Raw genomic sequence first — 20,460 nt, forward strand, 5'->3', positions numbered from 1 at the left:
GACGGCTGGGACGGCGGGGCCACTCGAGTGCAGGGTGCGGGTGTGTCGGCCCATCCGGGCGGGGCCGGCGTGACGAAGATGGGGTGTGACCGACCGGACCTACCGCCTCGTCGTCCGTGCCGCCCGCGGCGTCTTCGCCGGGCTCGGGCTGCGCCTCGACGTGCGCGGCGCCGAGCACCTGCCGACCCACGGGGGAGCGGTGCTCGCCGGCAACCACGTCGGCTTCCTCGACTTCCTCTTCGTCGGGCTCGTCGGCCGCGAGCGGGGCCGCTTCGTGCGCTTCCTCGCCAAGCAGGGCGTCTTCCACCCACCCGTCGTCGGCCCGGCGATGCGAGCCATGGGCCACGTCCCCGTCGACCGGGCGCACGGTGAGGTCGCGCTGCGCCAGGCGGTCGCCCGGGCGAGCGCGGGCGAGGTCGTCGGTGTCTTCCCCGAGGCGACGATCTCGCACTCGTGGGAGCTGCGACCGTTCCGACCCGGCGCCGCGGCGGTCGCGGCGTGGTGCGACGTCCCCCTCGTGCCCGTGGCGGTCTGGGGCAGCCAGCGCATCCTCACCGTCGGCGGCCGCTTCAGCCTGCGCCGCGGGACTGCCGTCACCATCCTCGTCGGCGAGCCGTTGCGCCCAGCTCCGGACGCCGACCCGTATGCCGTGACCGAGCAGCTCAGGGCACGGCTAGAGACCCTCCTCGACGAGGCGATCGAGACCCACCCCGACCGTCCCCGCGACGATGCCGACCGCTGGTGGTTGCCGGCATCGCGGGGCGGCACGGCTCCGGGGCGTGAGGAGGGCCTGCGGCTCGACGAGGAGGGCATGCGCAAGGCGGACCTCGCGGCCGAGGCGCGGATCAGTCGCTCCCGCAAGCGTTCTCGTGCCCGCCGCCCCTGCCTCGCGGACCGGTCTGCTCAGTAGCTCATCCCCATCACCGCCCGCACCGTCGCGAGGGTCCGGTCGGCCACCTCGCAGGCGCGCGCGTTGCCCTCGTGCAGCACCGAGGTGACGTAGGCCGGGTCCCGGGCGAGGTCGGCCCGCCGCGCCCGGTGCTCCGCCAGGGTCTCGTTGACCGCCTCCGTGACCACGCGCTTGAGGCCTTGGGCACCGCCGTCGCCGATGCGGTCCGCAACCGCCTCCGGCGACTCGTCCAGCAGCAGCCCGGCGATGGTGAGCAGGTTCGCGACGGCGGGACGGCCATTGGGGTCGAAGGTGATCCGCCGCTCGGAGTCGGTGCGCGCGGCCCGGATGCGGGCCGCCGTCTCGTCGGCCGTGTCGCGCAGGTTGATGACGTTGCCCTTGCTCTTGCTCATCTTCGTGCCGTCGGTCCCGAGCAGCAGGGGAACCTCGCTCAGCAGGGCCTCGGGCTCGGGGAACACGCTCTGCCCCGCGGCATACCTCGTGTTGAAGCGTCGGGCGATGGCACGGGTCAGCTCGAGGTGCGGCAGCTGGTCGCGGCCGACCGGCACGATCCGGCTGTGGCAGAAGAGGATGTCGGCCGCCTGGTGCACCGGATAGGTCAGCAGCAGGCCCGACAGCGGCCGGCCGCCCGAGAGCGCGAGCTCGTCCTTGACCGTCGGGTTGCGCCGCAGCTCCGCATCGGTGACGAGCGACAGGAAGGGCAGCATCAGCTGGTTGAGGGCAGGGACGGCGCTGTGCGTGAAGATCGTCGTCCGGGCGGGGTCGAGACCGGCGGCGAGGTAGTCCAGGACGAGGCCGTGGACGTTCGCCCCGATCTCACCGACCGAGTCGCGGTCGGTGATCACCTGGTAGTCGGCGATGACGACGAACGTCTCGACTCCCTTGTCCTGCAGCCGGGCCCGGTTGCGCAGGCTGGCGAGGTAGTGCCCGATGTGCAGCGGGCCCGTCGGTCGGTCGCCGGTCAGCATGCGGAAGCGCGTCGGGTCCTCGCTCGCGTGCTCGTCGATGAGCGCGTCGAGCACGGCGCTGCGGTCTCGCGACACGGCATACGTGGCGCTCTCCTCCGCGTCGCCGGCGGGACCTGCCGAGGAGGACGGGTCGGTCGGGACGGGCGGTTCGGTGGTCGTGACGGTGGACATGCTCTCTCCTGTGGTGGGGGCCCACGGGAGACCTGGTGCCGCGTCCCGTCGTCAGGACACATGCAAGGAGCCGCCCGTGGGCGGCTCCGGATCTCGGGTTGGTTCGACGGGCCGCCTCAGCTGGGCAGCCACCACGCGCGGGTCGGTGCGAGGTTCGAACTCATGTCAGTGAGGGTACTCACGCCCTCCGCGGCTGTCGATCCGTCGTCGGCGCTCGCGGACGCTCCTACGCTGGGCCGGTGCCCGACGCGACTCCCGCCCAGACCGCCCTCCTCGACCAGCTCGCCGCCCTCACCGAGCTGCCCGACGTGCGCGAGCGCGCCGAAGCCGCCCGCGAGGCCTGCACGCAGCTGCGCTTTCACGAGGCGCTGCGCCGGCGCATCCCGGAGGCCGCCGCCGAGTCGCGGGTCCGGGGCGCGCAGGCGAGCGCGGCCCTCGACGGCGCCGAGTTCCCCGTCGACGTGGTCCGGGAGCTGATGAGCGGCGCCCGTGACTGGCCCGAGGACCTCGACCCCGGCCTCCGCACGCTCAAGGGCGCCGTCGCAGCCACGGCAGAGAGCGAGCGGGTCGTCTCCCTCGTGCGGACCGCGCCGCTCCAGGCCCTGGCACGGCTCCATGTCGCGGCCGCCTCGCCCGTCGTCACCGGCGACGCCCTCGGACGCCCCAGGATCGGCGACGAGGACTGCACCGAGCTCGTCGACCTCGGGCCTGCTCCCGCGCCCACTGTCGTCGCTGCCCGCCTCGGCGCCCTGTCCGACGTCATCGTCGCCGCCGCCGGCAGCAACCGGGTCCCGGCCGCCGTCGTCGCGGCCCTCGTCCACGCCGAGATCGCGGCCGTCCGCCCCTTCGTCCACGGCAACGGACTCGTCGCGCGAGCCATGGAGCGGGCGCTCGTCCAGGCACTGGGGCTCGACCCCACCGGCGTCGCCGTCCCGGAAGCCGGCCACGTCGGCAACGGCGGGCCGGCCTACCTCGGTGCGCTCACGGCATACGCGAGCGGTGGCGCCGCAGGCGTCGGTCTGTGGCTCTCCCAGGCGGGCCAGGCGATGGTGCAGGGGGCCGCCGAGGGTGGGCGGATCAGCGACGCCGTGCGGGCGGGCCGCCTCACCTGAGCCCTGCCGGGTGTCGGATGCGCCGATTCGTGCGGGATGTCCACGGGGGTGGACAGTTTCTTGGTCGGCGGGGCAGGTGGGGGGTGTCGCCACGCCGACGGTCTGGAGTAGAACGGAGTCAGGAACCACATCGCCGAGAGGCGTAGATCCGGATCCACGTAGGACAGAAGTCTCGAGAAGAGGCCGAGTACCCACGCGAAGCAGTTCACTTTGAACAGTCCACCCCCGGGCGCACAACCGGGGCGACACTTCGAGAATGCACGCCTGGTAGCCCGGAACTTCTCTGGAGGCCCCCCGACCGACGGTCGGGGGGCCTCCGCCCTGTATGCGAAATTCTCCCGTCGCGCGGCCCGATCTGAACGAATTTCCCGTGTCGTGACATAGCGCGAGAAATCACCGCGTGTCGGGACATCTCGGTTTGCAATCCGGGGTCCGAAGGCCCAACATTGTTGGTGGTGCTCCCCTCAGGGGTCGAGCACCAACGCGATCTGGCTCCTCCCCCCCGGCGCCAGTCTCGTGAGGTGGCCTTCGTCTTCCCCCGGACGAGGGCCACCACTCTTTTCCGGGCTGTTTCGTGCTCCTTCATTGCGTGCGGGGCGGGGGTTGTCCACACCTCCTCGGCGGCGAGGCCGTCTGTCCACCGCTGGTCGTATGCCGGTGGGCGCGGCCTCGCGGGTCGGCGACGGTGGGCGCATGGGAAACGTCATCGCCTTCGTGCCCGCCTCCGGTGGGGTCGGGTCCTCGACCCTGGCCGCCGCGGTCGCCGTCCGTGCGTGCGCCGCAGGCCGCAGCGTCGTGGCCGTCGACCTCGACCCGCTCGCCGGGTGCCTGGACGTCGTGTTCGGACTGGAGCAGGAGCCGGGCTGGCGCTGGCCCGAGCTCTCCGACGTGTCGGGCGTCGTCCACGGCCTGGGCCTCGCCGACGAGCTGCCCGTGTCGTGCGGCGTGCCGGTGCTCTCAGGCAGGCGCAACGGGGGCTGGGGGCTGTCTGCGGGCCTACCTATGGGCGCTGCGGGCGCTGCGGTCGTCGGAGGGGACGCGGGCTACGCGGGCTACGGGGGCTACGGGGTCGACGAAGTCGATGGGCGCGGCGGCGTCGACGGGTGGCTCGAGACGCTGCCGGACGTCGTGGCCGGGCTCGCCGACGCGCATGCCCTGACCGTGCTCGACCTGCCGCGCGACCCGGCCGTGCTCGACGCCGTCGCGCTCCTCGTCGACGCGGTCGTGGTGGTGGTCGGCACGCAGGTGCCCCAGCTCGCGGCCGCGTCGGCGGTGGTGTCCGGCGTGCGCGGTCTGCTGCACCGCCTGCGCGACGCGAGGAGACCGTGGGAGGCCGAGCCGTTGCTCCCGATCGAGCCGTGGGTCGTGCTCCGTGGCCGTCGCATCGAGGCCGACCTCGAGGACCTCGTCATGGACGAGCTCGACGTCCCCCTCGTGGCCACGGTCGGGGACGACCGGCGCGTCGTCGCGGACGTGGCCGAGGGGCTGCCGCCCGGCTTGCACGGACGCGGCGACGTGGTGCGTGCAGCGGACGAGCTGCTCCTGCGGCTCACCGACCAGGCGGTCGCCGCATGAGCGCCGAACCGGTTCCGGGTGACAGCCGGTCGTCCCGTGGCTCCCTGAGCCCCGCCGTGTGGCAGCGCGTCCGGGCGGGCGTCGGGCCCGACGGCACCGCCGTCGGCGCCGTGGCCGAGCAGGAGCGAGGCGCCCTCGGGGCTCGCCGTGTGGCCGAGACACGATCAGCCCTGGCGTCGAGAGTGCTCGGCGCCGGACCCCTCGACCCCTGGCTCGCCGAGCAGGGAGTCACCGACGTCGCCGTCAACGGCGACGGCCGCATCTGGGTCGACCGCGGTCACGGCATGGAGCCGGTGGGCGAGCGCCTCGACCCCGACGACGCCCGCGGACTGGCGGTCCGGCTGGCCGGTATCGCCGGTCGCCGCCTCGACGAGGCGAGTCCCTGGGTCGACGGGCAGCTCCCGTCCGGCGCTCGCCTGCACGCGATGCTGCCGCCCCTCGTCGACGGCGGGCCCCACATCACCATCCGCGTGCCACCGAGCGAGCCGGTGAGCCTGTCGGAGCTGTGCGCCCGGGACATGCTCCCGCCCGAGTGGGAGACCGTCCTCCGGGCACTGGTGTCGCGGCGGCTCGCATTCGTCGTCTCCGGCGGCACGGGTGCGGGCAAGACGACACTCCTCGCCGCGCTACTCGGCTGCATCGACCCCGTCGAACGGCTGCTCGTCGTCGAGGACGTCCGCGAGCTGAGCGTCGACCACCCGCACCTCGTCCGGCTCGAGGCCCGACCGGCCAACGTCGAGGGGGCCGGCGAGGTCACCCTGACGACGCTCGTGCGGCAGGCCCTGCGCATGCGCCCCGACCGCATCGTCGTGGGCGAGGTCCGTGGCGCCGAGGTGCGAGAGCTGCTGGCTGCCCTCAACACCGGCCATGAGGGAGGGTGCGGCACGGTGCACGCCAACGCCCCGGCCGACGTGGTGGCGCGCTTCGAGGCGCTTGGCGCGCTGGCCGGGCTGACGCCCGAGGCCGTCCGATCACAGCTGGCCGCGGCGATCGACGTCGTCGTCCACGTCACCCGCGACCACGGGCTGCGACGCGTCGCCTCGGTGGCGGCGCTGTTCCGTCGCGACGGCGATCCGTGCATCGTCCCGGCCCTCGAGTGGGACGGGCCCGGTCACCCACCTCGGTCCGGCGCCGGATGGCCGGCGCTCGCAGCACGGCTCGGGTTGCACGCGCAGCCCTCGGTGTCGGAGGGACCTGCGTCGGAGTCGACTCCGAGGACGTCGGCGCTGGGTGGCCCCGGCAGCCCGGACTCGTCGCCGATGCAGCCGGTCCGGCCGGCACGGAGCGCGTCGTGAACGTCGGCGCCGCCGGCGTGCTGTCCGCGGTGCTCCTCGGTCTTGCCGTCGTGCTGTGGCCGGGACGGGCGTCGACACGATCCTCCGTCGCCGGACTCCGGGCGGAGGATGTCCTGGCACCGTGCGCGTCAGCCGGCCACGGAGCAAGGCGTGGGGCGGGCGCCGACACTGGCCTCGCCTCCGGCGACGCGGCCCCGAGCCTCTGGCAGCAGGACCCCATCGACCTCTACCGCCAGTGGCGACTGCGCCGACGACCCGCAGACCTCATCGACGACGTCCTCGACCTGCTGCGAGGCATTGGCCCTGCGCTCGGTGCTGGTCTGACTCCGACGCGTGCCATCGAGCTGGCGGCGACCTCGACCCTCGGCGCCGACCGTGTGCGCGCCGCTCGGGAGTCGAGGCACCGGCGCTCCCGACGCAGCGACCGGACCTCGTCTCGCAGAGTCTCGTGGCGGCCGTCACGCAGGGCGGCCGCCGGCTCGATGCCGCAAAAGCCCTCGCGTTCCACGCCGGTTATGGACGACGTCGACACGACGGACGAGGCACTCCCCGCGGCCGGGGCTGGGGCCGGCTCCCCACCACGTGCCGACATCGACCGGCTCGTCGGCGCCCTCCTCGACGCGAGCGACCGAGCGGAACCGATCTCGCCGATCTGGGCGGCGTGGGCCGAGCGCAGCGCGTCGGCGGAGCTCAGCCTCGTGGCTGCGGCCTGGCGTCTCTCCGAGACCACCGGTGCGCCATTGGCCTCGGCGGTCGACCGCGCGGTCCGCGGCCTGCTCGACGCGAGAGCCCGCCGCGGCAAGGTCGCCGTTGCCGTTGCGGGACCTCGCGCAACGGTCACCGTCCTCACGCTGCTCCCTCTTACCGGTCCCTTGTTCGGGCTGGCCTGCGGCATCGACCCGGTCGGGCTCTACCTCGGGTCACCGATCGCCACCGGCTGCGCCGCGCTCGGCCTCGCCCTCGTGTGGCTGGGTCGGGTCTGGTGCACCCGTATGGTCCGGCGGGCGGTGCGACCGTGAGCCTCACCGAGGTGCCCGGCCTGGCCCTCCTTACCGAGCCGCCCGTCCTGGCCGTCCCTACCGAGGTGCGTGGCCCGACCGCCCTTGCCGAGGTGCCCGGCCTGGCCGTCCTCGCCGAGGTGCCCGGCCCGACCGTCATGACCGACGCACCGGTCCTGACCGTCCTCGCCGGGACGACCAGCCTGACCGATGTGACCTGGCTGGCCCAGTCGCTGCACGGACCGGTGACTCTCGGCCTCGTGGCCGCGGGTCTCGCGGCTGCAGCGGTCCTCGTCCTGCTCGGAGGTCGCCCTGACGCTGACACTCCGGACCGGCAGCCGCCCGCCACCGGGCTCGACACCGGGCTCGACACCGGGCTCGACGCCGCGGACGTGACGGGCGGCGCGGCAGGGGCGAGTGAGGGGACCGCGCCCGGAGGGCACACCCCGCCCCTCCGAGGACTGCGCCGACTGGGACGCCGTCAAGGCACGGACCATGGCGATGCGGACGACGCGCAGGTGTCGTCGGCCCTGGCGCTGCTGGCCCTGACCTACCGCTCGGGCCTGCCCACGTGGGACGTCCTCGAGGCAGTCGCTGCGGGCCTGACCGGGCGGGCGTCGGCCGACCTGCGCCAGGTCGCGACGGCCCTGCGCTGGGGAGCCGCGGAACCGGAAGCCTGGGCCTCGGTCGGGCGGGTGTGGGCGCCTGCCGCGCGTGCCGTCGCCATCGCCCACCAGGCCGGCGTGCCGCCCGGGGCGATGCTGCTCGCCGCGTCCGACGACCTGCGCGCCGCCGAGCTCGAGCGACTAGAGGTGTCCGCAGCCAAGGTCGGCGTGCGACTCGTCGCGCCTCTCGGCCTCGTGCTCCTGCCGGCCTTCTGCCTCACGACGGTCGCGCCGCTCGTCATCGCCCTGGCCGGTGACCTGCTGACCGGCTGAACCGGCGTCGCGGCTGGCGCACCCGCAGAGCCGCTGCCCACCTGGCCCGCCGGCCCGGCGCACCTCGACCGCGAGGCCGGGCGCCGATCTCGTCATGCCTCGACGTGCGAGGCCCCCCCAAAAAGCGTCTCGGGCACCACGGCCCGGACAGGAGAAGGAGAAGCCCATGACCGACCGACTGAGCCACAGACTGACTCGTCAGTTCACGCGTCTGACGACCTCGATCCCGCGCAGAGACCGGGGGATGACCACCGCGGAGTACGCCGTGGGCATCATGGCCGCCTGCACCTTCGCCCTCGTCCTGCTCGGGGTCGTGAAGTCCGATGCGGTGCGCAGCGCCTTGGCCGGCATCGTCCAGAGCGCGTTGGGGATCGCGGGGTGAGGTCACGACGTGCTCGGTCCTCACCCGGCGCCGAGCGCGGGATGGTGACGGCGGAGCTCGCCGTCGCCATCCCGTCCGTCGTGCTCGTCCTGGCTCTGTGCCTCGTGGCAGCCAAGGCGGGAGTCGACCAGATCCGGTGCGTCGACGCCGCGCGAGTGGCGAGCCGGGCCGCTGCGCGCGGGGACGATCCGGCCCGGGTGCGGGCGCTCGCCTCCGCGTCGGCACCGGCCGGCGCGAACGTCCGGGTCGAGGGTTCGGCATCCGGAGGCGGTGACGCGGGTGGGGGAGTGCGGGTCACGGTCTCGGTACGCACCGGCGGATGGGGTGCCCTGCCCGGCTGGGAGCTGAGTGCCTCAGCAGTGACCCCGGTGGAGTCGGCCCCGTGAGGCGGCCGGCTCGGGCGCCGCGACTGCCGGCACCGGCCAGCCCCACGACGACGACCGGCGCAGAGCTGCGCCCGGAGTTCAACCCGGAGTCCAGCCCGGCGTCCGGCGCGGAGTCCGGCGCGGAGTCCAGCGCGGAGTCCGGGGCCGCGAGCGTCATGGTGCTGTCCCTCATCGGAGTCGTCCTGTCACTCACCGTGGGCGCTCTTGTCATCGCGTCGGTGCTCATTGCCAGCCAACGGGCCCGTCTCGCTGCTGATCTCGGATCGCTCGCAGGGGCTTCGGCGGTCCAGGACGGGGCGTCGCCCTCGGGCGCGTGCGCAGCCGCGCGACAGGTTGCCGTGGCCAATGGCGCTGCGGCACAAAGCTGCTCGTCGGACGGCTCGGTCGTCGACCTGTCCGTGGCCGTGAGCTCCGCCTTGTGGCCCGACCCGGCTGTCGCCCGGGCGCGAGCCGGGCCCGAGTCGGTCGCGACACAGTGAGATGGCCCGTCAGCGGCGAGCGGCCTTTACGGTCAGCGGTTCTGCCAGGCGTCCGGCGCCGTGAGGAGCTGACGGACGCGGTCGGGCAGATCGCCGGTGCGGAGGTCCTCGATCGAGGTCTCGTCGAGCACCTCGCGCAGGCTCGCGCGGACCGCCACCCAGAGGCTCGGCAGGTGGGTCGCGACGCCGTGGTACTCCGTCTCGTGCGGGCGCAGACCTCGCACCTCGGCGAGCGGGCCGTCGACGGCACGGAAGATGTCGCCCACGCTGATCTCGCCGCGCGGCCGGCCGAGGACGTAGCCACCGCGGGCGCCGCGACGGCTCAGCACGAGGTTGCTGCGGCGCAGGTCCGCGAAGATGGCCTCGAGGAACTTGCGCGGCAGCTCCTGCCGGGTCGCGAGGCTGTCGATGCTGATCGGTCCCGAGCCCTGCGCGTCGGCCTCGGCGAGGATGAGCATCGCGCGGACCGCGTAGTCGACTCGTGCCGAGATGTCCACGCGTGCAGTCTGCCGCACCGGACGTGCTGCACGCGCCAGACATCGGGTCCCGTCCTTTGCCATGTCGAGTGCCCAGTTCACGACGTGGAGAGCTGGGCACTCGACGGGAAGGGGCGGGGTGTGACTGAGGCGGCGAGGTGTCGTCCCCTCGCCGCCTCATTTCACTCGGTGTCCCGAGCCACCCACCCTGTCGCGTGGCGACGAAGGGAGCTTCACGGCATACGTTAGGCCGTTGCGCGTCCGGATGGGAGCCCGGTCTCATCCGGACGTACCCGGCTTGGACTGGGTGAGATCAGATCGCGAGCGCCGGGTCGACGTCGACGACGCTCGAGCGTGCGACGGCGCGCGCGTGGACCGTCTCGCCCTCGCGCAGCTGCAGCTGCGCGGCGTCGCGGCGGGTGATCTGCGCGGCGAAGCGCTCGCCCGAGTCGGCCCGCAGGTCGACCCGCACCTCGAAGCCCAGGGGCACGACGCGCTCCACGACCGCGTCGATGACACCGGGGGAGTCCGCGACCTTGGCGTCGAGCGCGAGCGCCGTCGCGCGGTCCCGATCGAGGACGATGTCGTGCGGGCGCACGAGCTGCCCGCCGAGCCTCGCCACCGAGCCCAGGAAGCCCATGACGAAGTCGTTGGCGGGCCGCTCGTAGAGGGTGACCGGGTCGCCGACCTGCTCGATGCGGCCCTTGTTGAGCACGGCGATCCGGTCGGCGACGTCGAGCGCCTCCTCCTGGTCGTGGGTGACGAGCACCGTCGTCACGTGCACCTCGTCGTGCAGCCGTCGCAACCACTGGCGCAGGTCGGTGCGCACCTTCGCGTCGAGGGCGCCGAACGGCTCGTCGAGGAGCAGCACCTGCGGGTCCACGGCCAGCGCGCGGGCCAGGGCCATGCGCTGGCGCTGACCGCCCGACAGCTGCGCGGGGTAGCGGTGCTGGAAGCCCTCGAGCCCCACGATCTCGAGCAGCTCGTCGACCTTCTTGGCCGCCTCGGCCTTGGGCCGTTTGCGGATCGTCAGCCCGAAGGCGACGTTGTCGCGGACCGTCATGTGCTTGAACGCGGCGTAGTGCTGGAAGACGAAGCCGATCCCACGTCGCTGCGGCGGCTGGTGCGTCACGTCGCGGCCCTCGATCGTCACGGTGCCCGAGTCGAGCCCCTCGAGGCCGGCGATGGAGCGCAGCAGCGTCGACTTGCCCGAGCCGCTCGGCCCCAGCAGCGCGGTCAGCGATCCGCTCGGGATGTCGATGCTCACGTCGTCGAGGGCGGCGAAGGAGCCGTAGTTCTTCCGGGCGCTGGTCACGGTGATCATCGGTCGCTCCTCTTGCGGTCGAGCACGGTCATGAGCAGCAGCACGACGAGCGCGATGCCCATGAGGAGGGTGGCGGCGGCATACGCGCCGTAGGTGTTGTGGTCGTCGATGTAGCGCGAGTGGACGAGGAGCGTCAGCGTCTGCGAGACCCCGGGGAAGCCCGAGCTGACCATGATGACCGCGCCGAACTCGCCGAGGGCCCGGGCGACCGTCAGCACGACGCCGTAGGTCAGGCCCCACCGGATCGCCGGCAGCGTGATGCGCCAGAAGGTCTGCCACCCGCTCGCGCCGAGCGTCGAGGCGGCCTGCTCCTGGTCGAGTCCGATCTCGTGCAGCACCGGCTCCACCTCGCGCACGACGAACGGCAGCGTCACGAAGATCGTCGCCAGCACCATGCCCGGGATCCCGAAGATCACCTTGAAGCCGGCCGCGTCCACCGCCCCGAACCAGCCGCCCGCGCCCCACAGCATGATGAGCGCGACGCCGACGACGATGGGCGACACCGCGAACGGCAGGTCGACCACCGCCTGGAGCATCCCGCGTCCGCGGAACCGACCGCGCACCAGGGCGATCGCCGTCGCGACGCCGAAGACGACGTTGACCGGCACGGTGATCGCGACGATGAGCAGCGAGAGGTTGAGCGCCGACTTCGCGGCCGGCGTCGAGATCGAGGCGACGAACTCCGACAGCCCCGGCTCGAAGGTGCGCCAGAGGATGACCCCGATCGGCACGGCGAGCAGCACGAAGAGATAGCCGAGCGCGACGACCCGGAGCGACAGGCGCGTGCCACGAGAGACCCTCATGCGTCCCGCTCCTCACGTCGCAGCGTGCGGCTCGACACGACTCGGAGCACGAGCAGCGTGACGAACGCGATGGCGAGCAGTGCCACGGAGACGGCGGCCGCGTTGAGCGGACGGTCGATCTCGATCTGCTGCTGGATGTACTGCGAGGCCACTTGCGTCTCGCGCGGGATGTTGCCGCCGATGAGCACGACCGAGCCGTACTCGCCGATGGCGCGGGCGAAGGCCAGCCCGGTGCCGCTGAGGATCGCGGGAGCCAGCGTCGGCAGCACGATGCGCCGGAACGTCGTCCACCCCGACGCCCCGAGCGACGCGGCCGCCTCCTCGACCTCGCGGTCGGCCTCGATGAGCACGGGCTGCACCGAGCGCACGACGAATGGCAGCGTGACGAACAGCAGCGCCACGACGAGCCCCCAGCGGGTCGCGTTGAGCTCGACGCCGATGGGGCTGTTGGGACCGTAGAGCGAGAGCAGCACGATGCTCGCGACGATCGTCGGCAGCGCGAACGGCAGGTCGATGAGCGCGTTGACGACGCGCTTGCCGCGGAACTCGTCGCGCACGAGCACCCACGCGACGAGCGTGCCGAGGACCGCGTTGACGAGGGCCACGACTGCAGAGACCAGGAGGGTCACCCAGAGCGCGGCGAGCGCGGTCGGTGCGGTCACCGCGGCCCAGAAGCCGCTCAGTCCCTCGCCGAAGGCCTCGGCCGTCAGGGCCGCCAGCGGCAGCAGCACGATGACGCTGAGCCACAGCGTGACGACGCCGACGCCGAGCGGTCGACGCAACCCGCCCAGCGCGCCCCGGGCACGTGGTGGTGCGCCCGCCACGGTGTCGCCGGGACGTGCCGACTCCTGCGGATCCAGCGACCCGCTGTCTTCCGGTCGTATGCCGTCAGGCCGGGGCGCGTCCGGACGCGCCGGCAGGGGCGCCGCGTCCGTCCCCGGACGCGGGCCCCTGCGCTGCTGGTCGGTGTCGGCCGTCACTGGGTCGCCTGGTCGTAGATCTTGGCGATGTCACCGACGTCCTTCTTGAAGAGCGTGCTGTCGACCGTCTTCCAGCCGCCGAGGTCGGCGATCGTCCAGAGCTTGCTCGGCGTCGGGAACTTCGAGGCGTACTCCTGGGCGACCGTCTCGTCAACGGGACGGAACCCGGCCTCGGCGAGCAGCTTCTGCGCCTCCGGCGTGTAGAGGTAGTCGTTGAACGCCGTGGCCGCCTGGAGGCTCTTGCTGCCCTTGAGCACGGCGGCAGGGTTCTCGATCTTGAACGTCGTCGGCGGGGTCACGTGCTCGACCGGGTCGCCGTTCTTCTCGACGAAGAGCGCCTCGTTCTCGTAGCTGAGGAGCGCGTCGCCGCTGCCCTGAAGGAAGGTCTCGGTGGCCTCGCGGCCGGACTTCGGCTGGACCTTGACGTGGTCCTTGACGAGCGCCGAGACGTAGGCGAGGCCGGCGGCCTTGTCGGCGCCGCCGTTGCTCTTGGCGGCATACGGCGCGAGGAGGTTCCACTTGGCCGAGCCGGACGAGAACGGGTTGGGCGTGACGACCTCGATGCCCGGCTTGAGCAGGTCGTCCCAGTCCTTGATGCCCTTGGGGTTGCCCTTGCGCACGACGATCGTGACGACCGAGCCGAACGGAATCCCCTTGTGGGCGTTGGCATTCCAGCTGGGGTCGACGAGTCCGGCATCGACGAGGCGCGTGACGTCGGGCTCGACCGAGAAGTTGACGAAGTCGGCCTCGGCTCCCGCGGCCACCTTGCGGCTCTGGTCGCCCGAGGCTCCGTAGCTCTGCTGGAACTGCACGCCCTTGCCGGCCGCGGTCTTCTGGAAGGCCGGGATGACGACGTCGAAGCCGACCTTCGGGACGGCATACGCGAAGAGGTTGACGGTGCTGGTCGCCGCCCCGGCGGCGGCTGCCGTCCCCGGGGCCGCGACGCTGTCGCTGGCCCCGCCGCCGGCGCACGCCGTCAGGCCGAGCGTCGCGGTGACGGCGATGGCGGCGAGGGCGATGGAGGGGCGTCGCATGGTGGAGCTCCTGAGGGGTGTCGTCCGGATCGGGGTCGCGCCGCGGGTGCGTCGCGCCGGTGGGGTCGTGGCCGCGAGCGGCCCTTTCCCTATCCGTTGCATGGGAGTTTCGAATAGCGGCACGTTACCGGTCAAATAACGTGTGCTTATGTCTCAGAGTGTGGTCGATGGCGCACGCGCCAGGTGCCGGGCGAGGGGGCCGTGTGGGTGGCAGACTCCCGGGATGCCTTCGCAGACCTTCACCGCCGACGCCGCGGGCACCTGGCAGCTCGGCGACCTGACCGTCAACCGGATCGGCTTCGGGACCATGCGGCTCACGGGGACCGCGGCGTTCGACCTCGGGACGCCACGCGACCGGAGCACCTCGATCGCCGTGCTGCGCCGGGCGCTCGAGCTCGGCGTCAACCACCTCGACACCGCGGCCTTCTACTTCTCGCCGCTGCGCTCGGCGCTCGAGCTGGTGCGCAGCGCCCTCGCCCCCTACCCCGACGACCTCGTGATCGCCACCAAGGTCGGACCGGGGCGGGACCCCTCCGGCGAGTGGCTCCCGTGGGCCCGACCCGAGCAGCTGCGCGGCCAGGTCGAGGAGAACCTTCGCCTGCTGGGCCGCGACCACCTCGACGTGGTCAACCTGCGCACCTTCGGACGAGGGCCGATCGCCGACCACGTCGGCGCGCTGGTCGAGCTGCGCGCCGACGGCCTCCTGCGGCACATCGGCCTGTCGAACGTCGACGTCGCCCAGCTCGACGAGGCCTCACCGTGACCGACGTGGTCTGCGTGCAGAACCGACACGGCCTCGACTTCCGGCTGCCCGGTGCCGCCGACGTGCTCCGGGTCTGCGGCGAGCGCGGGATCGCCTTCGTGCCCTACTTCTCCATCGCCGGTGAGGGCAAGGAGCGGGGTGTCGACGCGTCGGCCGAGCACGACGTCGTGCTCGAGGTCGCGCGGGACCGTGGGGCCACTCCCGCGCAGGTCCGGCTCGCCTGGACGCTCGCGCAGGGCCCCCACGTGCTGGCGATCCCCGGCACCGGCGACCTGCGCCACCTCGAGGAGAATGTCGCCGCAGGCTCGCTGCAGCTCACCGCCGACGACCTGAGCCGGCTGGACCGCCTCAGCGCCGCGCAGGCCTGAGCCGCCCGGACTGGGCCCGAAGCGCGCCCCACGTGCCCGCCCGCTCTCAGCCGCCGCGAGCCGCAGCAGTCAGGCGGTGTCAGCGCCCACCAGCCATGGCCCGGCGTTGCGCAGCGTGAGGTCGAGCAGCGCCACCGCCCCGGCCTTGTCGAGCGGCTCGTTGCCGTTGCCGCATTTCGGTGACTGGATGCAGGACGGGCAACCCGTCGCGCACTCGCACGACGCGATGGCCTCGCGGGTCGCATTGAGCCACGGTCGGATTCGTCGGTAGCCGCGCTCTGCGAAGCCGGCACCGCCGGGGTGGCCGTCGTAGATGAGGATCGTCGGCAGTCCGGTGTCCGGGTGCAGCGCGGTCGAGACCCCGCCGATGTCCCACCGGTCCGCCGTCGCGAAGAGGGGGAGCATGCCGATCGCGGCGTGCTCGGCCGCGTGCGCCGCTCCAGGTATGCCGTCCTCCGCCACCCCGGCCGCCGCGAGCTCGTCGACCGGCATCGTCCACCACACCGCCTTGGTGGCGAGGGTGCGCGGCGGCAGGTCGAGCGGGTGCTCGCCGAGCACCTCGCCGCCGGGCAGCCGGCGCAGGAACGAGGTGACCTGGTGGCGCACGCTGACGTGCCCGAACGAGCAGCGCAGCGGCCCCCAGTCCTCGTGCTCGACCTCGTGGACGATCTGGAAGTCGCTGACCGACTGGGCCTGCGTCGTCCAGCCGGGGTCGCCGCGCACCGCGAACGCGGCGTGGTCGTCGAGGTCGAGCTCGGTGATGACCCACGTCTGGCCCTGGTGCAGGTGCACCGCGCCGGTGTGCACCTGGGAGTGTGCGGCGGCGTCGTCGACGGTGCCGACGACCCGCCCGGTCCGCGTCTCGATGATGCGCACCGGCTCGCCCGCCCCGCGCAGCGACAGGTGGTCGGCGGGCCGGTCCTCGCGCCCCCAGAACCAGCCGCGCGGACGCTTCTTGAGGATGCCGCGGGCCACGAGCGCGTCGAGCAGCGACCGCGTCTGCGGCCCGAAGACGTCGACGTCGGCCTCGGTGACGGGCAGCTCGGCGGCCGCCGCCGCGAGGTGCGGCGCGAGCACGTGGGGGTTGTCGGGGTCGACGACGGTGGCCTCGATCCCACGGCCGAAGATCGCCTCGGGGTGGTGCACGACGAAGGTGTCGAGCGGGTCGTCCGCGGCGACGAGCACCGCGAGCGAGCGTGCCCCCGAACGACCGGCGCGCCCGGCCTGCTGCCACAGCGACGACAGGGTGCCGGGCCACCCGGCGAGCAGCACGGCATCGAGCCCGCTGACGTCGACGCCGAGCTCGAGCGCGTTGGTGGCCGCGAGGCCGAGCAGCTCCTTCGAGCGCAGCGACCGCTCCAGCTCGCGGCGCTCCTCGGGCAGGAACCCGCCCCGGTAGGCCGCGATGCGTCCCTCGTCGGTCACCGACACCCGCTCGCGGGCGATGCGGGCCACGACCTCGACGCCGGCGCGCGACCGCGCGAACGCCACCGTCTGCACCTGCTCGCGCACGCACCCCGCGAGCAGCTCGCCCGTCTCGGTGATGGTGCTGACCCGCTGCGGCTGCCCCGTCTCGTCGACGAGCAGCGGCGGCTCCCAGAGGGCGAAGGTCATCGACGCCCGAGGAGAGCCGTCCTGCGTGACCGGGACGACCGGCATACCCAGGAGGCGTGAGGCGTGCTCCTGCGGGTCGGCCACGGTGGCCGAGGCGAAGACGAACGTCGGCTCGGAGCGGTAGCGCGCGGCCACGCGGCGCAGGCGGCGCAGCACGGCGGCCATGTGGGCGCCGAAGACGCCCTTGTAGACGTGGCACTCGTCGACGACGACGTAGCGCAGCGCGCGCAGGAACGAGCTCCACCGCTCGTGCCCGGGCAGCAGCGAGTGGTGCAGCAGGTCGGGGTTGGTCAGCACGAGGTTGGCGTGGTCGCGGATCCAGCGCCGCTCGTCGGTGGGGGTGTCGCCGTCGTAGGTCGCCGGCCGGACGGCGGGCAGGGCGAGGCGGTCGATGCGGCTCAGCTGGTCGGCCGCGAGCGCCTTGGTGGGGGAGAGGTAGAGGGCCGTCGCCCCGCGACCGTTGGGCGCGCTCGCCCCGGAGACGAGGTCGCTGAGCATCGGCAGGTGGTAGCCGAGGCTCTTGCCCGACGCGGTGCCCGTGCTGACGACGACGTGCCGCCCCGCATGGGCGGCCTCCGCGACCTCGACCTGGTGCGACCACGGCGCCTCGATGCCGGACGCGAGCAGGGCCCCGAGGAGCGTCGGGTCGACCCACTCCGGCCATTCGGCATGGACGGCGCGACGCGCCGGCACCTCGTGCACGTGCACGAGCCGCTCGGGATGGTCGCCGACGAGCGTGCGCAGGAGGTCCTCCGGCACGGGTCCCATGGGCGCTGGCTCCCGGTTCATGTGGAGCAACCGTATGCCGTGGGGGTACGGTAACCGACGTGCGGGGCATGTTACTGCGCAGTCGGTCAACCAGGGGAACGTGACTGACGAGGACTCCCTCAGGTCCCGTCAGGAGATGACCGGCTCGTCGCGTGGCAGCACCCCGAGCAAGCAACCGGAAGCGTTCTTTTGCACGCGTGGGCACAGGAAGGGGCACAGGTGGATCTCTCGATCACCCGAGCCGACCATGGCGACCAGACCGTGGTCCACCTCGGCGGCGAGATCGACGTCTACACCGCGCCGCTGGTGCGCGAGAAGCTGGACGAGCAGATCCAGGGCGGCCGGACGCAGCTCGTCGTCGACCTCACGGACGTGACGTTCCTCGACTCGACGGGCCTCGGTGTCCTCGTCGGACGCCTCAAGCTGACCCGCACGCGAGGTGGCGCCATGCGGCTCGTCGGCACCGACGACCGCGTGCTCAAGGTCTTCTCCATCACCGGGCTCGACAAGGTCTTCGAGATCCACCCCACCCTCGACGCCGCGCTCGCGGCGAGCGAGGCCGGCGTAAGCGCACCGGGCGAGGGGTCCTGAGCGACACGCCCGTCGTCGACGAGGCCCTCGTCGCGCTGCTCCGCGCGGACCTGACGGCGGCCCGCTTCACCGTCGACGGCGTCGCCGAACGGCTCGGTCCCGTCGCGTCCGCCGCGCTGCACCGGGAGCAGCCGCTGCCGGCGCTCCTCGCGACCGAGCCGTCCGCGACGTCCGCGACGTCCGCAACGTCCGACGACTCCGACGCCACGGACGCGTGCGGCGTGCTCGTTCGCCTCTTCACCCTCGGCCGTCCGGTCGCCGCGTCCGCTCTGGCCGCCGCGCTGCCGGCCCTCGGGGTCGAGGGGGCCGTCGCGCTCGGTCTCGTGCGTCTCGGGGCGAGTAGGGCCGGCTTCGCCGCGGGCCGCCCGGTCACGTCCGACCGCGAGGTCGTCGCGACGTGCGACCTGCGCCCCTACGGCGACGACGCCCACGACTGGTGGGTCGCCTCCGACCTGTCCGAGCTCGCGGTCGGCGGCCCCCTGCGTCCCGACCACGTGCTCGGCATCGGCGGTGCGTCGACGACCCTCGCCTCCTGGACGGTGCGCCGGCCGGCCGAGCGCGCGCTCGACCTCGGCACGGGGTGCGGCGTGCAGGCGCTGCACCTGACCGGACACGCCCGATCCATCGTCGCGACCGACATCTCCGAGCGGGCGCTGGCGTATGCCGCGTTCAACCTCGCGCTCGCCGCCTCCGAGCGCTCCGGCGCGGTGCCGCCGGTCGAGCTGCTGTCCGGAGACCTGCTGGATCCTGTTGAGGGACAGTCGTTCTCGCTCGTCGTGAGCAACCCGCCGTTCGTCATCACGCCGCGCGACGAGCACCTGCCGCTCTACGAGTACCGCGACGGCGGCCGCGCCGGTGACACGCTCGTGCGGTCGCTCGTGCGCCAGGTCGGCAGCGTGCTCGAGCCCGGTGGGGTCGCGCAGTTCCTCGGCAACTGGGAGGTCCCCGCGGGCCGCACGTGGCGCGAGGTCTGGGGCGAGTGGCTCGACGAGCAGGCCCGTGACGGTGTCGCCCTCGACGCCTGGGTGGTCCAGCGCGAGTCGCAGGACCCGGCCGAGTACGCCGAGCTGTGGGCCCGCGACGGCGGCGCCCAGCCCGGCAGCGAGCCGCACTCGCAGCTGTATGCAGCGTGGTTGCGCGACTTCGCCTCGCGCGACGTCGAGCGGGTCGGGTTCGGCGTCGTGACGCTGCAGCGCCCGGCGACCGACCGCCCGGTCTGGCGGTCGCTCGACGAGGCCAACGGCCCGGTCGCGGCGCCCATGGGCCCGACCGTCGACGCGGGCCTGCGCGCACGCACCTGGCTGGCGGAGCACTCCGACGACGACCTCCTCGACGTCGCGTGGTCGTGCGCGCCCGACGTCACGGAGGAGCGGCACGGCCGGCCGGGCGCCGAGGACCCGGCCGTCATCCTCGTGCGCCAGGGCGGCGGGTTGGGACGCGTCGTGCGCGCCGGGACGCTGCTCGCGGCATACCTCGGCGTCGCCGACGGGGACCTCACGGCGCGGGCGGCGCTCGACGCCATCGCGACCCTGCTCGACCTCGACCCCGCGCAGGTGCGGGCCGAGACGGTGCCGCAGCTGCGCGACCTCGTCGCCGACGGGCTCCTCGTCTGACGCGACGGGTGTCCCCGTCATCGTGGGAACGCGGGCCGTCGTCACAAACCGCTTGTGAGTGAGTGCTCACTCATTCATGATGGTCGGGTGTCGACACGCGTGGAAGGACGCAAGGCCGCCCGGACCGCCCAGCGCAGGGCGGCCCCGATGGACCCCGACGACCGGCGCGACGCCCTCATCGAGGTCTTCGTGCGGCTCGCCCACCGGGAGGGCCGCAAGCCGACGACGAGCGAGATCGCCCAGGAGGCCGGCGTCGCCGAGGGCACGATCTTCCGGGCGTTCCCGACCAAGGAGGTCCTCGAGAAGGAGGCCGTGCAGGCGGCGTTCTGCCCGGCCCCGGTGCGCCGGCGCATCTCGGCCATCGACCCCGAGGGCTCGCTGCGCGACCGGCTCGTCGACTTCACCCGCATCATGCAGCTGCGCTTCACCGAGGTCTTCGGGCTCATGGGCGCCCTCGGCCTCACCGAGCCGCCCAACCGCGGCCCGCACGAGAGCTGCTACGAGGCGGGGCGCCACCTGCGCGGGCACGCCGACGAGGAGGAGCACGGGGCCGCCCACCAGCCGCTGCTCGACGCCGTCCACGCGCTGCTCATCCACGACGAGGACCACCTCGTCGTGCCCGGCACGGACGTCATCCACCGCATCCGGCTGCTCACCTTCTCGGGCAGCCACCCCGGCATCGCCGACGGCCGGGTGCTGACGCCCGAGGAGATCGTCGACACCGTGCTCTTCGGGGTCGTGTGTCGCCGACCTCCCACCGAGAGCGGGCTGTCCATCGCCGAGCTCCACGCCCAGCTCGGTGGCGATCCCCGCCACCTGGGCGGCGAGTGGGAGGCGCGTCCGTGACAAACCTGTTGACCCTCACCCCACGTGAGTCCCTACCGTCGTCCAGCGACACCATGCACCGAAAGG

Annotated in this window: 21 protein-coding genes; 14 read left to right on the forward strand and 7 right to left on the reverse strand. The window is 73.2% G+C overall.

What is annotated here, in order from left to right; translation table 11 throughout:
- Nucleotides 1–85 precede the first annotated feature (85 nt).
- Nucleotides 86–910: a lysophospholipid acyltransferase family protein gene (locus U5C87_RS08145; protein ID WP_330476095.1), complete on the forward strand. Its 825-nt coding sequence runs from the start codon at nt 86–88 to the stop codon at nt 908–910.
- On the opposite strand, the gene trpS is transcribed toward U5C87_RS08145, so the two are convergent.
- Nucleotides 904–2,049 (reverse strand): tryptophan--tRNA ligase, encoded by a 1,146-nt coding sequence (gene trpS, locus U5C87_RS08150; RefSeq protein WP_330476096.1) that lies wholly within the window; start codon nt 2,047–2,049, stop codon nt 904–906. The genes U5C87_RS08145 and trpS overlap by 7 nt on opposite strands.
- Nucleotides 2,050–2,288: 239 nt before the next feature.
- Here trpS and U5C87_RS08155 point away from each other — a divergent pair, with 239 nt between their 5' ends.
- The 8 genes from U5C87_RS08155 to U5C87_RS08190 all read left to right on the forward strand — a co-directional run bounded on the left by U5C87_RS08155 (nt 2,289) and on the right by U5C87_RS08190 (nt 9,214).
- Nucleotides 2,289–3,161 (forward strand): hypothetical protein, encoded by an 873-nt coding sequence (locus U5C87_RS08155; protein WP_330476097.1) that lies wholly within the window; start codon nt 2,289–2,291, stop codon nt 3,159–3,161.
- Between the two features lie 693 nt (nt 3,162–3,854).
- Entirely contained in the window at nt 3,855–4,736 is an 882-nt protein-coding gene (locus U5C87_RS08160) for a hypothetical protein (RefSeq protein ID WP_330476098.1), read from the forward strand.
- Complete coding sequence (locus U5C87_RS08165) at nt 4,733–6,031, forward strand: TadA family conjugal transfer-associated ATPase (RefSeq protein WP_330476099.1); 1,299 nt, start codon at nt 4,733–4,735, stop codon at nt 6,029–6,031. Before U5C87_RS08160 ends, U5C87_RS08165 begins: the two co-directional genes overlap by 4 nt.
- A gap of 515 nt (nt 6,032–6,546) precedes the next feature.
- A complete protein-coding gene (locus U5C87_RS08170; protein ID WP_330476100.1) occupies nt 6,547–7,050 on the forward strand; it encodes a type II secretion system F family protein in 504 nt (167 codons plus the stop codon).
- Nucleotides 7,047–7,967, forward strand: coding sequence for a type II secretion system F family protein (locus tag U5C87_RS08175; protein WP_330476101.1), 921 nt, complete (start codon nt 7,047–7,049; stop codon nt 7,965–7,967). The genes U5C87_RS08170 and U5C87_RS08175 overlap by 4 nt, the downstream gene beginning before the upstream one ends.
- A 166-nt stretch (nt 7,968–8,133) precedes the next feature.
- Nucleotides 8,134–8,349: a DUF4244 domain-containing protein gene (locus tag U5C87_RS08180; protein ID WP_330476102.1), complete on the forward strand. Its 216-nt coding sequence runs from the start codon at nt 8,134–8,136 to the stop codon at nt 8,347–8,349.
- 41 nt (nt 8,350–8,390) lie between these two features.
- The gene (locus tag U5C87_RS08185; RefSeq protein WP_330476103.1) at nt 8,391–8,735 is read left to right on the forward strand and encodes a TadE family type IV pilus minor pilin; all 345 of its coding nucleotides are present in this window, start codon (nt 8,391–8,393) and stop codon (nt 8,733–8,735) included.
- Nucleotides 8,732–9,214, forward strand: a complete 483-nt coding sequence (locus tag U5C87_RS08190; RefSeq protein ID WP_330476104.1) for an Rv3654c family TadE-like protein — start codon at nt 8,732–8,734, stop codon at nt 9,212–9,214. Before U5C87_RS08185 ends, U5C87_RS08190 begins: the two co-directional genes overlap by 4 nt.
- Nucleotides 9,215–9,246: 32 nt before the next feature.
- Here U5C87_RS08190 and U5C87_RS08195 read toward each other — a convergent pair whose 3' ends face one another.
- The 5 genes from U5C87_RS08195 to U5C87_RS08215 form a co-directional block, all read right to left on the reverse strand.
- Complete coding sequence (locus U5C87_RS08195) at nt 9,247–9,711, reverse strand: RrF2 family transcriptional regulator (protein ID WP_330476105.1); 465 nt, start codon at nt 9,709–9,711, stop codon at nt 9,247–9,249.
- Nucleotides 9,712–10,003: 292 nt separating this feature from the next.
- Nucleotides 10,004–11,014 carry a sulfate/molybdate ABC transporter ATP-binding protein gene (locus U5C87_RS08200; RefSeq protein WP_330476106.1) on the reverse strand — a complete coding sequence of 337 codons (1,011 nt, stop codon included), beginning with the start codon at nt 11,012–11,014 and terminating at the stop codon, nt 10,004–10,006.
- On the reverse strand, nt 11,011–11,817 hold the full coding sequence (cysW, locus tag U5C87_RS08205; protein WP_330476107.1) for a sulfate ABC transporter permease subunit CysW: 807 nt from the start codon (nt 11,815–11,817) through the stop codon (nt 11,011–11,013). Before cysW ends, U5C87_RS08200 begins: the two co-directional genes overlap by 4 nt.
- Nucleotides 11,814–12,797 (reverse strand): sulfate ABC transporter permease subunit CysT, encoded by a 984-nt coding sequence (gene cysT / locus U5C87_RS08210; protein ID WP_443082108.1) that lies wholly within the window; start codon nt 12,795–12,797, stop codon nt 11,814–11,816. Before cysT ends, cysW begins: the two co-directional genes overlap by 4 nt.
- Nucleotides 12,794–13,831, reverse strand: a complete 1,038-nt coding sequence (locus U5C87_RS08215) for a sulfate ABC transporter substrate-binding protein (protein ID WP_330476109.1) — start codon at nt 13,829–13,831, stop codon at nt 12,794–12,796. The genes cysT and U5C87_RS08215 overlap by 4 nt, the downstream gene beginning before the upstream one ends.
- Nucleotides 13,832–14,054: 223 nt before the next feature.
- On the opposite strand from U5C87_RS08215, the gene U5C87_RS08220 reads away from it, so the two are divergent.
- Together U5C87_RS08220 and U5C87_RS08225 are read left to right on the forward strand one after the other, a co-directional pair.
- The gene (locus U5C87_RS08220) at nt 14,055–14,594 is read left to right on the forward strand and encodes an aldo/keto reductase (protein ID WP_330476110.1); all 540 of its coding nucleotides are present in this window, start codon (nt 14,055–14,057) and stop codon (nt 14,592–14,594) included.
- A 14-nt stretch (nt 14,595–14,608) separates the two neighbouring features.
- Nucleotides 14,609–14,962: an aldo/keto reductase gene (locus tag U5C87_RS08225; RefSeq protein ID WP_330476111.1), complete on the forward strand. Its 354-nt coding sequence runs from the start codon at nt 14,609–14,611 to the stop codon at nt 14,960–14,962.
- A 69-nt stretch (nt 14,963–15,031) separates the two neighbouring features.
- On the opposite strand, the gene U5C87_RS08230 is transcribed toward U5C87_RS08225, so the two are convergent.
- Nucleotides 15,032–17,344 carry a DEAD/DEAH box helicase gene (locus U5C87_RS08230; RefSeq protein WP_330476112.1) on the reverse strand — a complete coding sequence of 771 codons (2,313 nt, stop codon included), beginning with the start codon at nt 17,342–17,344 and terminating at the stop codon, nt 15,032–15,034.
- Between the two features lie 219 nt (nt 17,345–17,563).
- Here U5C87_RS08230 and U5C87_RS08235 point away from each other — a divergent pair, with 219 nt between their 5' ends.
- The 3 genes from U5C87_RS08235 to U5C87_RS08245 all read left to right on the forward strand — a co-directional run bounded on the left by U5C87_RS08235 (nt 17,564) and on the right by U5C87_RS08245 (nt 20,394).
- Complete coding sequence (locus U5C87_RS08235) at nt 17,564–17,935, forward strand: anti-sigma factor antagonist (protein ID WP_330476113.1); 372 nt, start codon at nt 17,564–17,566, stop codon at nt 17,933–17,935.
- Complete coding sequence (locus tag U5C87_RS08240; protein WP_443082128.1) at nt 17,932–19,548, forward strand: DUF7059 domain-containing protein; 1,617 nt, start codon at nt 17,932–17,934, stop codon at nt 19,546–19,548. The genes U5C87_RS08235 and U5C87_RS08240 overlap by 4 nt, the downstream gene beginning before the upstream one ends.
- An 87-nt stretch (nt 19,549–19,635) precedes the next feature.
- Nucleotides 19,636–20,394, forward strand: a complete 759-nt coding sequence (locus U5C87_RS08245) for a TetR/AcrR family transcriptional regulator (protein ID WP_330476115.1) — start codon at nt 19,636–19,638, stop codon at nt 20,392–20,394.
- Nucleotides 20,395–20,460 lie beyond the last annotated feature (66 nt).

Source organism: Terrabacter sp. C0L_2 (assembly GCF_036352015.1).
GTDB classification, from domain to species: Bacteria; Actinomycetota; Actinomycetes; order Actinomycetales; family Dermatophilaceae; genus Terrabacter; species Terrabacter tumescens.

What these genes read in the sequence shown, in the direction of transcription:
- trpS (WP_330476096.1), bottom strand. Translation starts at nt 2,049, where the DNA reads ATGTCCACCGTCACGACCACCGAACCGCCCGTCCCGACCGACCCGTCC.
- U5C87_RS08160 (WP_330476098.1), top strand. Translation starts at nt 3,855, where the DNA reads ATGGGAAACGTCATCGCCTTCGTGCCCGCCTCCGGTGGGGTCGGGTCC.
- U5C87_RS08165 (WP_330476099.1), top strand. Translation starts at nt 4,733, where the DNA reads ATGAGCGCCGAACCGGTTCCGGGTGACAGCCGGTCGTCCCGTGGCTCC.
- U5C87_RS08170 (WP_330476100.1), top strand. Translation starts at nt 6,547, where the DNA reads ATGGACGACGTCGACACGACGGACGAGGCACTCCCCGCGGCCGGGGCT.
- U5C87_RS08180 (WP_330476102.1), top strand. Translation starts at nt 8,134, where the DNA reads ATGACCGACCGACTGAGCCACAGACTGACTCGTCAGTTCACGCGTCTG.
- U5C87_RS08185 (WP_330476103.1), top strand. Translation starts at nt 8,391, where the DNA reads ATGGTGACGGCGGAGCTCGCCGTCGCCATCCCGTCCGTCGTGCTCGTC.
- U5C87_RS08200 (WP_330476106.1), bottom strand. Translation starts at nt 11,014, where the DNA reads ATGATCACCGTGACCAGCGCCCGGAAGAACTACGGCTCCTTCGCCGCC.
- cysW (WP_330476107.1), bottom strand. Translation starts at nt 11,817, where the DNA reads ATGAGGGTCTCTCGTGGCACGCGCCTGTCGCTCCGGGTCGTCGCGCTC.
- U5C87_RS08215 (WP_330476109.1), bottom strand. Translation starts at nt 13,831, where the DNA reads ATGCGACGCCCCTCCATCGCCCTCGCCGCCATCGCCGTCACCGCGACG.
- U5C87_RS08220 (WP_330476110.1), top strand. Translation starts at nt 14,055, where the DNA reads ATGCCTTCGCAGACCTTCACCGCCGACGCCGCGGGCACCTGGCAGCTC.
- U5C87_RS08230 (WP_330476112.1), bottom strand. Translation starts at nt 17,344, where the DNA reads ATGGGACCCGTGCCGGAGGACCTCCTGCGCACGCTCGTCGGCGACCAT.